This window comes from Lysobacter sp. M15 (genome assembly GCF_022662515.1).
Taxonomy (GTDB): domain Bacteria; phylum Pseudomonadota; class Gammaproteobacteria; order Xanthomonadales; family Xanthomonadaceae; genus JAKPBU01.
The window spans coordinates 88,347-100,580 of the sequence record NZ_JAKPBV010000014.1 but is presented as its reverse complement, the minus strand read 5'-3'; the positions used below and the strand labels follow the sequence as shown (position 1 = coordinate 100,580).

Here is a 12,234-nt window from a genome sequence, read left to right as displayed (position 1 = left end):
TCGCGCCTTCGGCGCAGTGCACCAGCAAAGAAAAGTAACTCGCCGGCAGGCGAAAGCTCTGCTTCTCTAGCGTCCGCGTTTCAGCATAAGTGCGGCTCGCAGCGTAATAACCATGCCGCGTAGGTAGCCTGGCGTGAAGTACTAACGTCCATGGGTCCCCGCCTCCGCGGGGATGACGGCTCTGGCAGCGCACTCCCCTGGTTGCAATAGCCGGACAAGGGGCGATGGCCCTCCTATATGCCGCCCCCGGCCACAGTAAGCAGGTAGCCTATTCCTATGACCCACTCCATCGACCACCTGCTCCAGATCATGGCCCGCCTGCGCGATCCCGAAGGCGGCTGCCCCTGGGATCTGCAGCAGACCTTCGCCAGCATCGCCCCGTACACCATCGAGGAAGCCTACGAGGTCGCCGACGCCATCGACCGCGGCGACCTGGAAGACCTGAAGGATGAACTCGGCGACCTGCTGCTGCAGGTCGTGTTCCATGCGCGCATGGCCGAGGAGCAGGGCGCGTTTGGATTCGGCGACGTGGTCGAGGCGATCGGCGACAAGATGACCCGCCGCCATCCGCACGTGTTCGCCGGCATGAGCGTGGCCGACAGCGATGCGCTCAACCGGATGTGGGATGCGGAAAAGAAGAAGGAGCGGATCGCCAAGCACGGCGACGCGCACGACAGTTCCGCGCTGGCCGGCATCGCGCGCGGCCTGCCCGAGTGGCAGCGCGCGGTGAAGCTGCAGAAGAAGGCGGCCACGGTCGGGTTCGACTGGCCATCGCACGCACAGGTGATCGACAAGCTGCACGAGGAAATCGAGGAAGTCCGCGCGGAATTCGCGACGCGTTCCGCTGCGCCGGACGACCCCGGCGTGCAGGAGCGGCTGGAAGAGGAGATTGGCGACCTGCTGTTCGTCGCCGCCAATCTGGCCCGCCATGCCAGGGTCGATCCCGGTGCGGCTCTGCGCCGCGCCAACCACAAGTTCGAGCGTCGCTTCCGTGCGATGGAGGCACTGGCCGCGGACGACGGCGTGCAGCTTGCCGACCTGGCGCTCGAGGCGCAGGATGGTTATTGGAACCGGGCCAAGGCCGCCGAATGCGATTGATGCTGGTCTGCAGAAGCGCCGCTTCGGCGCGACCGGCTTGTTCCCATTGGGATGACGTCGTAGCCAGGAGGCGCTCGCCGCGCGAGGAATTGCCATGAGCAGATTCGCCAGCTTCCGCGAGTTCTATCCCTTCTACCTGAGCGAGCATGCGAACCGGATCTCACGACGGCTGCATTTCATCGGCAGCTGCGGGGTGTTGCTATTGGTGGCACTGGCCATCGTGCGCGGCAATGCCTGGTGGCTGCTGGCGGCGCTGCTGTGCGGCTATGGGTTCGCTTGGGTGGGGCATTTCTTCTTCGAGAAGAACCGGCCGGCGACGTTCAAGCATCCGCTGTATTCGTTTATCGGGGACTGGGTGATGTTCAAGGACATCCTGCGCGGAAAGATTCCGTTCTAGCTGTCGAAGTTCGCAGGGCGCTCGCGCGGCATTGGGTGCGCCGCAGCGTGGCGATGATCGCGGGCGGGCGATCACAGGCGCCGGTGGCGCCGATACACCTACGAGCACGCGTGACTGGCGAATGTTATGGCCCCCCGTCTGGGGCCAAGGGCAGGAAAGCTGCGAACAAGCCCTCGTAAACCATGGGAAAGGCTCAGAAAACTGAACGCTCGGTGCCGCGCCCCTTCACGCAATTTCCACAGTTTCACCGGCACCCTTCACAAAGCTGAAGATTCTGGAAACTTCCATGCGCAATCCACAGGAGCCGGCGGGACTCGTCTTGATCGTCGAGGACAACCGCAACATCTCGGAAATGATCGGCGAATACCTCGAGAGCCGTGGCTTCGAGGTCGACTACGCTTCCGATGGCCTGGATGGCTACCGCCTCGCGTCGGAGAACACCTACGACGTGATCGTGCTGGACCTGATGCTGCCGCGGCTGGACGGCATCGAGGTCTGCAAGCGGCTGCGCGAGGAAGCGCGCAAATCCACGCCGGTGCTGATGCTCACCGCGCGCGACACGCTCGACGAAAAACTGACCGGGCTTTCGGCCGGCGCCGACGACTACCTGACCAAGCCCTTCGCGATCCAGGAACTCGAGGCGCGCTTGCGTGCGCTGATCCGTCGCGAACGTCGCCAGGTGGGCTCGGAAGTGCTGAAGGTCGCCGACCTGGTGCTGGATCCGGCGTCCTTGCGCGCCACCCGCGGCGGGACCGAGCTGCAGCTTTCGCCGATCGGGCTGAAGCTGCTGACCATCCTGATGCGCGAATCCCCGCGTGTGGTCAGCCGCCAGGAGATCGAGCGCGAGATCTGGGGCAACAGCCTGCCCGACTCGGACACCTTGCGCAGCCATCTGTACAACCTGCGCAAGACCATCGACAAGCCCTACGGCAAGCCACTGCTGCATACCGTGCAAAGTGCGGGCTATCGCATCGCCGACATCGAGCAGCCGCCCGCGTAGGGCGGCGGCGAAGGCGCAACTGCAATGGCCGGAGGTCTGTCGCGCAGGCTCAAGTCCGCCTTCATCCTGCAGGCGGTGATCGCGACCATCGTGATCGTGCTGGGCACCTTCGTGGCCGGTTCCATCGCGGTGGACCAGGTCACCCGGCGCTATATGCGCGAGGAAGCGGCCAGTTTCCTGCGCGAGCGCGCCGGGGATGCCAATGCGCAGTTGCCACACTCGACCATGCTCCAGGCCTACTGGACGGGCGATCCGCAATCGGCCGCGCGAGTGCCCGCCGAACTGCGCGCGCTGCAGCCCGGCCTGAGCATCGTGGGCGCCCAGCGCCAACACGTGCTGGTGCAGGACGGCCCCGGCGGGCGCCTGTATATCGTGTACCGGCATTCGCGGGTCGCCGGCTATGGTCTGTTGCTGGTGATCACCCCGCTGCTGCTGGCCGTGCTGGCCGTGGTACTGAGCACGCGCCTGACCTATCGCATCGCCAAGCGCGTGGTGGCGCCGGTCGACTGGCTGGCGCGCGAGGTCGCCCGCTGGGATCCGCGTGAGCCCGACACCCAGGCGCTGGCGCCGGACAAGCTGCCCGCTGATGCCGGACAGGAAACCCGGCAGCTCGCCGGCGCGTTGCAGCGCATGGCCGAGCGCACCCGCGCGTTCGTGCGCCGCGAGCGCGATTTCACCCGCGATGCCAGCCACGAGCTGCGCACGCCCCTGACGGTGATCCGCGTGGCCAGCGACATGCTGGCCGAAGATCCGGACCTTCCGACGCGCGCATCGCGCTCGCTGCAGCGGATCCAGCGCGCCGGTCGCGACATGGAGCAGGTGGTCGATGCGTTCCTGATCCTGGCCCGCGAATCCGAAGTGGAACCGCAGCGCGAGGATTTCGACGTGCGCGACGTGGTGTACGAGCAGGTCGAGCAGGTGCGTCCGCTGCTGGCCGGCAAGCCGGTGGAGCTGAGCGTGCTGGAATCCGCCTCGCCGCGTCTGCACGCATCGCCCCGGGTGCTCGGGGTGATGCTCGACAACCTGTTGCGCAACGCATGCACCTTCACCGAGCACGGCCGCATCGATGTGCGCATCGATCGTGATCGCGTCATCGTGCAGGACACCGGCATCGGCATGTCCGAGGAAACCCTGCGCCGCGCCTACGATCCGTTCTATCGTGCCGACTTGGAGAACCCGTCCGGCAAGGGCATGGGGCTGTCGATCGTGCGGCGCCTGGGCGAACGCTTCGACTGGCCGGTCAGCATCGAGAGCGAATCCGGACGCGGCACCACGGCGGTGATCCGGTTCGGCGGCTGAACCGACGCAGTATCCGGGCAGGTTCCGGCCGGATCGGTGTCAACGCCGCAAAGGGCGGTGCGTTAGCCTGCCTCGACCCCAGCCTCCCCTCCCACATGAGCACACCGCGATACCAGGGCCGCCGCGGCGGCATTCCACGCTTCGCACTCGCTCTGGCCGCAGTGGCAGTGGTAACCGCCGGTCTGTGGTGGTGGTCGAAGCGCGACGGGGCCGCTGCGGAAGGGCAGTACCGCACGGCTCGGGTCGAGCGCGGCGACATCCGCGTGGCGATCTCGTCGACCGGCACGCTGAGCGCGATTTCCACGGTCACCGTCGGCAGCCAGATCTCCGGCCAGGTCACCGAGGTGCGGGTCGACTTCAACACCCCGGTGAAGAAGGGCGAGGTGCTGGCGCGGATCGATCCGAGCACGTACGAGGCGCAGATCGCGCAAGGCTCGGCGCAGATCGCCGCCGCGCAGGCGACCCTGCGCCAGGCCCAGGCCACGCTGCGCAACGCGGATCTGGACTACCGGCGCAAGGCCGGCCTGGGCAGCCAGCAGCTGGTGTCGAAAGCGGACGTCGACCTTGCGCGCGCCGCGCGCGATCAGGCGCAGGCGCAGGTGAACTCGGCCCAGGCGCAGATCCGGCAGCAGACTGCTGCCACCCAGGGCACGCAGCTCAATCTCGAACGCACCGTGATCCGTTCGCCGGTGGACGGTGTCGTCCTCACCCGGACGATCGAACCCGGGCAAACGGTCGCCGCCAGCCTGCAGGCGCCGGAGCTGTTCACCATCGCCGAGGACCTGGCGAAGATGAAGATCGAGCTGGCGGTGGACGAGTCCGACATCGGCCAGATCAAGCAGGGACAGGCGGTGTCGTTCACCGCCGACGCCTTTCCCGACCGCCGGTTCCGCGGTGTCGTCGACCAGGTCCGGCTCTCGGCCACCACGACGAACAATGTGGTCACCTACCCGGTAGTGGTGACCGTCGACAACAGCGACGGCACGCTGCTGCCAGGGCTGACGGTCAATGCCGAGATCGAGGTCAGCAAGCGCAGCAACGTGTTGAAGGTCGCCAACGCTGCCCTGCGCTACAAGCCTGCCGACGACACGGTGGACGCGCAGGCCCAGCCGATAGGCCCCCCGGGAGGCGGCGGTGGTGGCATCACCGAAGACCTGGCGCGCGCGGCCGCAGGCATGCGGCTGACCGCGTCGCAGCAGGACGCCTTCGATGCCGCCGTCCAGGCCATCCAGCAGCGCCAGCTCGCTCGCCAAGGCCAGCCGCAGCAGGGCGGCAACGCGCTGTTCGGCGGGGGGCGCGGCATGGGCGGTCCACGCATCGTGATGGGTGAAAGTGGCGGCGACATGGCCGCGCAGATGCGGCAACGCATGGCCCAGCGCTTCCAGCAGGATTTCGCCGCGTTCCGCGCGTTGCTGGATGAAACCCAGCGCACGACCTGGGACGCCGCGCTCGGCGCTTTACTCAACGCGCGCCGGGCGCCCGTCTACAAGCTGGTCGACGGCACACCGCAGATGGCCATGGTGCGGATCGGCGCCTCGGACGGTACCGACACCGAAATCTCGGGCAATGTGCAGGAAGGCGACGAACTGGTGACGGGTGAGCGTGCTGCGCAGGCGGCCACGCCGGCAGCACCATGACGCGGGACGGCACGCCGGCCCCGGTCATCGAGACGCACGGCCTGGGCAAGGTCTACTCGGCGGGCACCCAGGCCGAGGTCGTGGCGCTCAGGGACGTGGACCTGCGCATCGCGCGTGGCGATTTCGTGGCGATCATGGGTCCGTCGGGCTCGGGAAAGTCGACGCTGATGAACCTCATCGGCTGTCTGGACACGCCCAGTTCCGGCAGCTACGCCTGCGACGGGATCGACGTGTCCACCCTGGATGCGGAAGCCCTGGCGCAGCTGCGCCGCGACAAGATCGGCTTCGTATTCCAGGGCTTCAACCTGCTGCCGCGCATGCATGCGCTGGACAACGTGGCGATGCCGCTGGGCTACGCGCGCATCCCGCCCGCGCAGCGCCAGGAACGCGCCCGCGCCGCGCTGGCATCGGTCGGACTGGCCGACCGCGCGACGCATCTGCCGAGCGAGCTGTCCGGCGGACAGCAGCAACGCGTGGCGATCGCGCGTGCACTGATCAACAACCCGCCGATCCTGCTGGCCGACGAGCCGACCGGGGCCTTGGACAGCAAGACGGGCGAGGAAATCCTGGCCCTGTTCAAGCGCCTGCGCGATGCGCAGCACACGGTGGTGATCATCACCCATGACAACGACGTGGCCGCGTATGCAGACCGGATTTTCGTGATGCGCGATGGCGAGTTGCATGCGCAGGAGGCGGGGTGATGGATGCAGTCATTCGTGCCGTAGGCAAACCGAAGCTCTGGCCGTTGCTTTTGCCCTTGCAAGATTCGCGAATCCATTCACCCGGACACCCGAAGGGCGGCCGGCATGGATGCCGGCCGTTTTCGGATCAAGCCATGGATGGCTTGTCCGAAAATGGTGACGGTACGACACGCGCCTTGAGCGATTTTGACTTCACGAGGAAGGTGCTTTCTTTTGGTTACTTTTCTTTGCACCAGCAAAGAAAAGTAACTCGCCGAAAGGCGAAAGCCTTTGACCTTCCTTTTGTCAGCGAACAAGATCAAACCCGTTTCGCCCTTGCGGGCGAGGTACTTTCTTTTGCTGGCCCAAAAGAAAGTACCCAAAGAAAACGGCCTTCCCCGACAGATCGCTCAAGGAGCGTGCGGTGCCGTCGCCATTTTCGGACTCGCCATCCATGGCTCGGTCCGAAAACGGCCGCCATCCATGGCGGCCGCCCTACGGGTGTCCGGGTGCAGCGGCGACTGCTGGTCTACGGAAAGTCAAGGTCAAGAGTGGCGGGCACGGCATGAGCTTCCTCGACATCCTCCGCACAGCCATCCTCGCCCTGCGCGGCAACTGGATGCGCAGCGCGCTGACCTCGCTGGGTGTGATCATCGGCATTGCCGCGGTGATCGTGATGGTGTCGGTCGGGCAGGGCACACAGGCCGAAATCGACAAGCTGGTCTCGGGGCTGGGCTCGCAGCGGCTCGACGTTTCGCCGGGCGGCGGTCGCGGGCCGGGCGGGGTGCGCATGAGTTCGAGCAGCTTCTTCACCCTGACCGAAGGCGATGCCGAGGCGATCCGCGAGGAAATCCCCGAAGTGCAGTACGTCGCCGGGGCGCTGCGCGGCAATACCCAGGTGGTGTACGCGGAGAACAATGCCTCGACCAGCTGGCAGGGCGTGGAGCCTGACTTCTTCGAGATCAACGGCTGGGTGCTGACCGATGGCGATGGGTTCGACGCACAGGATTACAGCAGCGCCGGCAAGGAAGTGATCCTCGGCGAGACGGTGCGGCGCACGCTGTTCGGCGATGAGAGCGGCGTCGGCCAGACGATCCGCCTGGGGCGCGTGCCCTTCACCGTAGTGGGGACGCTGGCGCCCAAGGGCCAGGGCGGCTTCGGCCAGGACCAGGACGACGTGGTGATGGTGCCTCTGGAGACCGCGCGCCGGCGCCTGCTCGGCGCCATGGGCCTGCCGCCGAGCACGGTGATGCAGATCGCGCTCACGGTGACCGACGCCAAGGACCTGGGCTATGTGCAGGGAGAGGTGGAAGCGCTGCTGCGCCAGCGGCACCGGATCAAGCCGGGCGAGGAGGACGACTTCAACGTGCGCAACATCAGCGAGATCGTCGCCACCCGCACCGCGACCACCAATCTGATGTCGAAGCTGCTGGGCGCGGTGGCGACCATCTGCCTGATCATCGGTGGCATCGGCATCATGAACATCATGCTGGTCTCGGTGACCGAGCGCATTCGCGAGATCGGCCTGCGCATGGCGGTGGGCGCGGGCCCGAACGATGTGCGCCGGCAGTTCCTGGCCGAGGCGATGCTGATTTCGCTGATCGGTGGCGTGATCGGCATCGGCATCGGCATCGTCGGTTCGTTGTTGGTCGGAAAGTTCAGCGAGCTGCCGATCGAGCTCAACGCACGCGTGGTCATGCTCGCCGCGGCCTTCTCGATCGGCACCGGGTTGTTCTTTGGGTATTACCCGGCGCGCAAGGCCTCGCTGCTCGACCCGATCGAGGCCCTGCGGCAGCAGTGACTTTGGGGGATGCGTCCCAAGGCCGCTGCGGCGGCTTGGGGCGGTCGCCATGGAATGGCGTTCGCGGCGCGGTATCCTTGCGTTTTCCCGCGAGAAGCCCGCCATGCGCCTGATCGCTCTCTTTCTGCTGAGTCTCGCCATGACCACCGCAACCGCCCAGGACAAACCGACCGCGCTCGTCATCCATGGCGGGGCCGGCGTGATCGAGCGCGACGCGCTCAGCGACGCCGACGAAGCGGCGATCCGCGCCGATCTGGACCAGGCCCTGGATGCCGGCAACGCCATCCTCGCCAAGGGCGGCAGCGCGCTCGACGCGGTGACGGCGGCCGTGGTGGTGCTGGAGGAATCGCCGCGCTTCAATGCCGGCAAGGGCGCGGTGTTCAACGCCCAGGGCAGGCACGAGCTGGACGCTTCGATCATGGAAGGCCACACCCGCCGCGCGGGTGCGATCGCCAGCGTGCGCACGGTGCGCAACCCGATCCGCCTGGCGCGCAAGGTGATGGAGCAATCGCCGCACGTGATGCTGATCGAGGACGGCGCCGAGGCGTTCGCCGACGGCTTCAAGGACATCGAGCGCGTCGAGAACGGCTGGTTCGACACCGACAACCGGCGCGAGCAGCTGGAGCAGGCGCAAGCGCGCGAGAAGGCGGAAGCCGATGCGGGTACGCCCGCGGAAGACCTGCGCGGCAAGTATTTCGGCACGGTCGGTGCCGTCGCCCTGGATGCGCAGGGGCATATCGCGGTGGCCACGTCCACCGGCGGCATGACCAACAAGAAGTGGGGCCGGGTCGGCGATTCGCCGATCATCGGCGCCGGCACCTATGCCGACGCCAACTGCGGCGTGTCCGGCACCGGATGGGGCGAATACTTCATCCGCGCATCGGTCGCGCACGACATCTGCGCGCGCGTGGCGTACAAGGGCGACACCCTGCAACAGGCCGCCGACGAAGTGGTCATGAAGGTCGTGCCGGAGCTCGGCGGCGACGGTGGCGTGATCGCCCTCGATAAGGACGGCAATATCGCCATGCCGTTCAACACGTCCGGCATGTATCGCGGCTGGGTGAAGAAGGACGGCTCGCGCGGCACCGCGGTGTTCCGCGACGAGCAGTAGCCGGGTTGGGTCGTCACTCGCCGGCGCTTTCGACAATCCGCATGTCGCGCTCGGCGCTGTCGCCGAGGATCCGCAGGGCCTGCTGGTAGGCGGGGCTTTCGTAGGCCGAGACGGCCTGCGCGACGCTGTCGAACTCGATGATCGTGACCCGTTCGCGCAGCCCATGTTCGAACACGTGCGCGGGTAGGCCGCGGGCCAGGAAGCGGCCGCCGGCCGCGCGCATCGCCGGGCCGGCCATGGCCGCGTAGTCCTGCAGCTTCTGCGGGTCGTCGATGCGGCGGAAGCAGTTGATCCAGTAGGCCTTGGGCATGCGGCTCAGTCCAGGTAGGGCGCGACGATACCGCGCCAGAGTTGGTAGCCGGCGCGGTTCATGTGCAGCTGGTCTTCGATGAACAGTTCAGCGCGCGGCTGCCCATCCGCACCCAGCATGGGGGTGGCGACGTCGATGAATTCGACCTTGTGCAGCCGCGTCGCTTCGGCCCGCACCAGCGCATTGGCTTGCTGCTGTTTCGGCAATTGCTGCGCGCGCGACGGGCTGGGCTTGATCGCCAGGAAGGCGATCGGAGTGTCGGGCAGGTCGCGGCGCACGCGCGCGACGAACGCGCGGAAATCGTGCAGCACCTGCTGCGGGCTGCGTCCGGCGTTGATGTCGTTGTCGCCGGCATAGATCAGGATCATCCGCGGCTGGTAACGGACGGCGATCTGCTGCGCGTAATGCACCGAATCGCGCAACTGCGAGCCGCCGAACCCGCGATTGAGCAGGGGCTTGCCAGGGAAGTCCGTCGCCAGCGTGTCCCACATTCGCACCGATGAGCTGCCGGTGAAGACGAAGGCCTCCCGGGGCGGCTTCGAGGCGGCGTCCTCCGCATCGAAGCGCGCCATGTCCGTTGCCCATTCGGAAGAGGAGGGCGGATCGACTTGAACCGCAGCCTCCGCGGCCACACCGTTCGTGCTCGACGGTGCAGTGGCCGGATGTGGTGCGCTGGCACAGCTGAGGGTCAGCAACAGGATCAGGAAGCCAGGCAGCAGCGGGCGCAACGGCATCAGTGGCTCCTTGTTGGGTGTTCCGGGAGTGAACCAGCGCTTCCCGCGCATTGCAAATGCCTGGATTTGCCGCGTGCCGGGGAGAGTCGATGGCCGCGTGTGGCAAAATCACGGGGCTGCGGCCGCCGGCCGACCAGGGACTCCATGGCCAGACCCGACACCATCCGCATGTCCGTTTCGGTCCGGCCGACCCGTGCCGCCGTCATGGTCGCCGGACGCTGACATGGCCGATGAAATCGGACATCTGCCGCGTCGCCCCAGCCGCATTTTCAAAGCCACGATCTGGTCCCTGCAGGGCCTGCGTGCGGCCTGGCTGCATGAATCCTCGTTCCGCCTCGAGGTCTATCTGCTGATCGTACTGGCGCCCCTGGCGCTGTGGCTGGGACAGACCGGGGTGGAACGCGCGCTCCTGCTGGGCAGTTGCCTGCTGGTGCTGGGGATCGAATTGCTGAATTCGGCGATCGAAGCGGTGATCGAGCGTTACGGACCCGAGTTCCATGAACTCGCGGGGCGGGCCAAGGACATGGGCTCGGCCGCCGTGTTCGTGGTGATGTTGAACGTGCTGGTGGTGTGGGGCCTGATCCTCGTGCCGCGCTGGCTGTGACAAAGCGTGTATCTGACGAGACGAGAATCGAATGGACCTGAGTTTCCTGGCTTCCCCCGACGCGTGGCTCACCCTGGTCACCCTGAGTGCGCTGGAGATCGTGCTCGGCATTGACAACCTGGTGTTCATATCGATCGCGGTCGGACGGCTGCCAGAAGCCAGGCGCGCAGTCGCGCGCAAGATCGGCATCGCGGTGGCCTGCATCACCCGGATCGTGCTGCTGGTGATGCTGGCGTTCCTGGCGCGGATGGAACAGGACCTGTTCAGCGTCTTCGGCATGGGCATCTCGATCCGCGACCTGGTGCTGATCCTGGGCGGCATCTTCCTGCTGGTGAAGGGCACGCTGGAGATTCGCGAGCTGATTGGGGGCGGCGAGGATCACGATCCGCGGACCACCAAGAGTTCGCAGGTGTTCTGGGTGGTGATCGCGCAGATCGCGGTGATCGACATCGTGTTCTCGCTCGACTCGGTGATCACTGCGGTTGGAATCGCACAGCACATCCCGATCATGGTGTTCGCGATCCTGCTGGCGGTGGCGATCATGCTGCTGGCGGCCAATCCGCTGGGCAAGTTCATCGACGGCAACCCGACGGTGAAGATGCTGGCGCTGGCCTTCATCCTGCTGATCGGCGCGGTGCTGATCCTCGACGGCCTGAGCGTGCACGTGCCCAAGCCCTATATCTACTTCGCCATGGGCTTCTCGGTGCTGGTGGAATGGCTGAACCTGCTGATGCGCCGCAACGCGAGCAAGGCGCACATCCCCGGCGCCGGGGAGTGGTGAAATCCAGCGGTCTGCACATGCCGTTAACAGGGCGCTGCCGTCACAATGGCGCGTCCGTGTTCGCAAACCGTTTCCGGCCCGACTTCCAACCAGGAGTGCTTCCGATGCGCGCTTCAGTGATCTTGCGTGGCGCCGTGCTCGCGCTATTCGCGGTGCTGCTCAGCGGCTGTGGCTACAACCAGATCCAGCAGAAGGACGAGGCGGTCAAGGCCGGCTGGTCCGAGGTGCTCAACCAGTACAAGCGCCGCGCCGATCTGATCCCGAACCTGGTCAACACGGTCAAGGGCTACGCCGCGCACGAGGCGCAGGTGCTCACCGCCGTGACCGAGGCGCGCGCCAAGGTCAGCAATATCAACGTGAATGCCGACGATGCGGCCTCGCTCGCCCAGTACCAGGCCGCGCAGGGTGAGCTGAGCCAGGCGCTCGGGCGGCTGCTGATGGTCACGGAGAATTATCCGAACCTGAAGGCCGACGCCTCGTTCCTCAACCTGCAGACGCAGCTGGAAGGCACCGAGAACCGGATCACCGTGGCGCGCGGCCGCTATATCCAGCTGGTGCAGGACTACAACAGCTACATCCGCCAGTTCCCGGTGAATCTGACCGCGATGATGTTCGGCCACAAGCAGAAGCCGAACTTCACGGTCGAGAACGAAGCCCAGATCCAGGAAGCGCCGAACGTCGACTTCGGGACCACGCCGCCGCCGGCCGCGCAGCCCGAGCCGCAGCCCGAACCGCAGCCCGCGCCGGGCGGCTGACGCCGGTCCGCGGCATCGCTAAGGCCC

14 protein-coding genes are annotated in these 12,234 nt (G+C 66.5%); 12 read left to right on the top strand and 2 right to left on the bottom strand.

The window, feature by feature from the left end; genetic code table 11:
• Positions 1 to 276 precede the first annotated feature (276 nt).
• The 9 genes from mazG (at position 277) to MC380_RS14590 (ending at position 9,023) form a co-directional block, all read left to right on the top strand.
• Positions 277 to 1,098, top strand: coding sequence for a nucleoside triphosphate pyrophosphohydrolase (mazG, locus tag MC380_RS14630; RefSeq protein ID WP_242104659.1), 822 nt, complete (start codon positions 277 to 279; stop codon positions 1,096 to 1,098).
• Positions 1,099 to 1,192: 94 nt separating this feature from the next.
• Positions 1,193 to 1,495, top strand: a complete 303-nt coding sequence (locus MC380_RS14625; RefSeq protein ID WP_242104660.1) for a DUF962 domain-containing protein — start codon at positions 1,193 to 1,195, stop codon at positions 1,493 to 1,495.
• A 286-nt stretch (positions 1,496 to 1,781) separates the two neighbouring features.
• Complete coding sequence (locus tag MC380_RS14620; protein ID WP_242104661.1) at positions 1,782 to 2,495, top strand: response regulator transcription factor; 714 nt, start codon at positions 1,782 to 1,784, stop codon at positions 2,493 to 2,495.
• A 24-nt stretch (positions 2,496 to 2,519) separates the two neighbouring features.
• Positions 2,520 to 3,794 carry a HAMP domain-containing sensor histidine kinase gene (locus MC380_RS14615; RefSeq protein ID WP_242104662.1) on the top strand — a complete coding sequence of 425 codons (1,275 nt, stop codon included), beginning with the start codon at positions 2,520 to 2,522 and terminating at the stop codon, positions 3,792 to 3,794.
• 95 nt (positions 3,795 to 3,889) lie between these two features.
• Positions 3,890 to 5,431: an efflux RND transporter periplasmic adaptor subunit gene (locus MC380_RS14610; protein ID WP_242104663.1), complete on the top strand. Its 1,542-nt coding sequence runs from the start codon at positions 3,890 to 3,892 to the stop codon at positions 5,429 to 5,431.
• Positions 5,428 to 6,132, top strand: a complete 705-nt coding sequence (locus tag MC380_RS14605) for an ABC transporter ATP-binding protein (protein WP_242104664.1) — start codon at positions 5,428 to 5,430, stop codon at positions 6,130 to 6,132. The genes MC380_RS14610 and MC380_RS14605 overlap by 4 nt, the downstream gene beginning before the upstream one ends.
• A complete protein-coding gene (locus MC380_RS14600) occupies positions 6,132 to 6,680 on the top strand; it encodes a hypothetical protein (protein ID WP_242165601.1) in 549 nt (182 codons plus the stop codon). Before MC380_RS14605 ends, MC380_RS14600 begins: the two co-directional genes overlap by 1 nt.
• Complete coding sequence (locus tag MC380_RS14595) at positions 6,677 to 7,912, top strand: ABC transporter permease (RefSeq protein ID WP_242104666.1); 1,236 nt, start codon at positions 6,677 to 6,679, stop codon at positions 7,910 to 7,912. Before MC380_RS14600 ends, MC380_RS14595 begins: the two co-directional genes overlap by 4 nt.
• Positions 7,913 to 8,015: 103 nt before the next feature.
• Positions 8,016 to 9,023 (top strand): isoaspartyl peptidase/L-asparaginase, encoded by a 1,008-nt coding sequence (locus tag MC380_RS14590; RefSeq protein ID WP_242165599.1) that lies wholly within the window; start codon positions 8,016 to 8,018, stop codon positions 9,021 to 9,023.
• Between the two features lie 13 nt (positions 9,024 to 9,036).
• On the opposite strand, the gene MC380_RS14585 is transcribed toward MC380_RS14590, so the two are convergent.
• Positions 9,037 to 9,333 carry a DUF1330 domain-containing protein gene (locus MC380_RS14585; protein WP_242104668.1) on the bottom strand — a complete coding sequence of 99 codons (297 nt, stop codon included), beginning with the start codon at positions 9,331 to 9,333 and terminating at the stop codon, positions 9,037 to 9,039.
• A gap of 5 nt (positions 9,334 to 9,338) precedes the next feature.
• Positions 9,339 to 10,067: an SGNH/GDSL hydrolase family protein gene (locus MC380_RS14580; RefSeq protein ID WP_242165597.1), complete on the bottom strand. Its 729-nt coding sequence runs from the start codon at positions 10,065 to 10,067 to the stop codon at positions 9,339 to 9,341.
• Positions 10,068 to 10,290: 223 nt separating this feature from the next.
• Between MC380_RS14580 and MC380_RS14575 the strand changes: the two genes are divergently transcribed.
• From MC380_RS14575 to MC380_RS14565, 3 genes are all read left to right on the top strand, one after another.
• Complete coding sequence (locus MC380_RS14575) at positions 10,291 to 10,671, top strand: diacylglycerol kinase (protein WP_242104670.1); 381 nt, start codon at positions 10,291 to 10,293, stop codon at positions 10,669 to 10,671.
• 31 nt (positions 10,672 to 10,702) lie between these two features.
• On the top strand, positions 10,703 to 11,452 hold the full coding sequence (locus MC380_RS14570) for a TerC family protein (protein ID WP_242104671.1): 750 nt from the start codon (positions 10,703 to 10,705) through the stop codon (positions 11,450 to 11,452).
• A gap of 104 nt (positions 11,453 to 11,556) precedes the next feature.
• The gene (locus MC380_RS14565) at positions 11,557 to 12,207 is read left to right on the top strand and encodes a LemA family protein (protein WP_242104672.1); all 651 of its coding nucleotides are present in this window, start codon (positions 11,557 to 11,559) and stop codon (positions 12,205 to 12,207) included.
• The last annotated feature ends 27 nt before the right edge of the window (positions 12,208 to 12,234 follow it).

Excerpts from the sequence above, each read along its gene's own strand:
- mazG (WP_242104659.1), top strand. The coding sequence starts at position 277 with ATGACCCACTCCATCGACCACCTGCTCCAGATCATGGCCCGCCTGCGC.
- MC380_RS14625 (WP_242104660.1), top strand. The coding sequence starts at position 1,193 with ATGAGCAGATTCGCCAGCTTCCGCGAGTTCTATCCCTTCTACCTGAGC.
- MC380_RS14620 (WP_242104661.1), top strand. The coding sequence starts at position 1,782 with ATGCGCAATCCACAGGAGCCGGCGGGACTCGTCTTGATCGTCGAGGAC.
- MC380_RS14615 (WP_242104662.1), top strand. The coding sequence starts at position 2,520 with ATGGCCGGAGGTCTGTCGCGCAGGCTCAAGTCCGCCTTCATCCTGCAG.
- MC380_RS14610 (WP_242104663.1), top strand. The coding sequence starts at position 3,890 with ATGAGCACACCGCGATACCAGGGCCGCCGCGGCGGCATTCCACGCTTC.
- MC380_RS14605 (WP_242104664.1), top strand. The coding sequence starts at position 5,428 with ATGACGCGGGACGGCACGCCGGCCCCGGTCATCGAGACGCACGGCCTG.
- MC380_RS14600 (WP_242165601.1), top strand. The coding sequence starts at position 6,132 with ATGGATGCAGTCATTCGTGCCGTAGGCAAACCGAAGCTCTGGCCGTTG.
- MC380_RS14595 (WP_242104666.1), top strand. The coding sequence starts at position 6,677 with ATGAGCTTCCTCGACATCCTCCGCACAGCCATCCTCGCCCTGCGCGGC.
- MC380_RS14590 (WP_242165599.1), top strand. The coding sequence starts at position 8,016 with ATGCGCCTGATCGCTCTCTTTCTGCTGAGTCTCGCCATGACCACCGCA.
- MC380_RS14585 (WP_242104668.1), bottom strand. The coding sequence starts at position 9,333 with ATGCCCAAGGCCTACTGGATCAACTGCTTCCGCCGCATCGACGACCCG.
- MC380_RS14580 (WP_242165597.1), bottom strand. The coding sequence starts at position 10,067 with ATGCCGTTGCGCCCGCTGCTGCCTGGCTTCCTGATCCTGTTGCTGACC.
- MC380_RS14575 (WP_242104670.1), top strand. The coding sequence starts at position 10,291 with ATGGCCGATGAAATCGGACATCTGCCGCGTCGCCCCAGCCGCATTTTC.
- MC380_RS14570 (WP_242104671.1), top strand. The coding sequence starts at position 10,703 with ATGGACCTGAGTTTCCTGGCTTCCCCCGACGCGTGGCTCACCCTGGTC.
- MC380_RS14565 (WP_242104672.1), top strand. The coding sequence starts at position 11,557 with ATGCGCGCTTCAGTGATCTTGCGTGGCGCCGTGCTCGCGCTATTCGCG.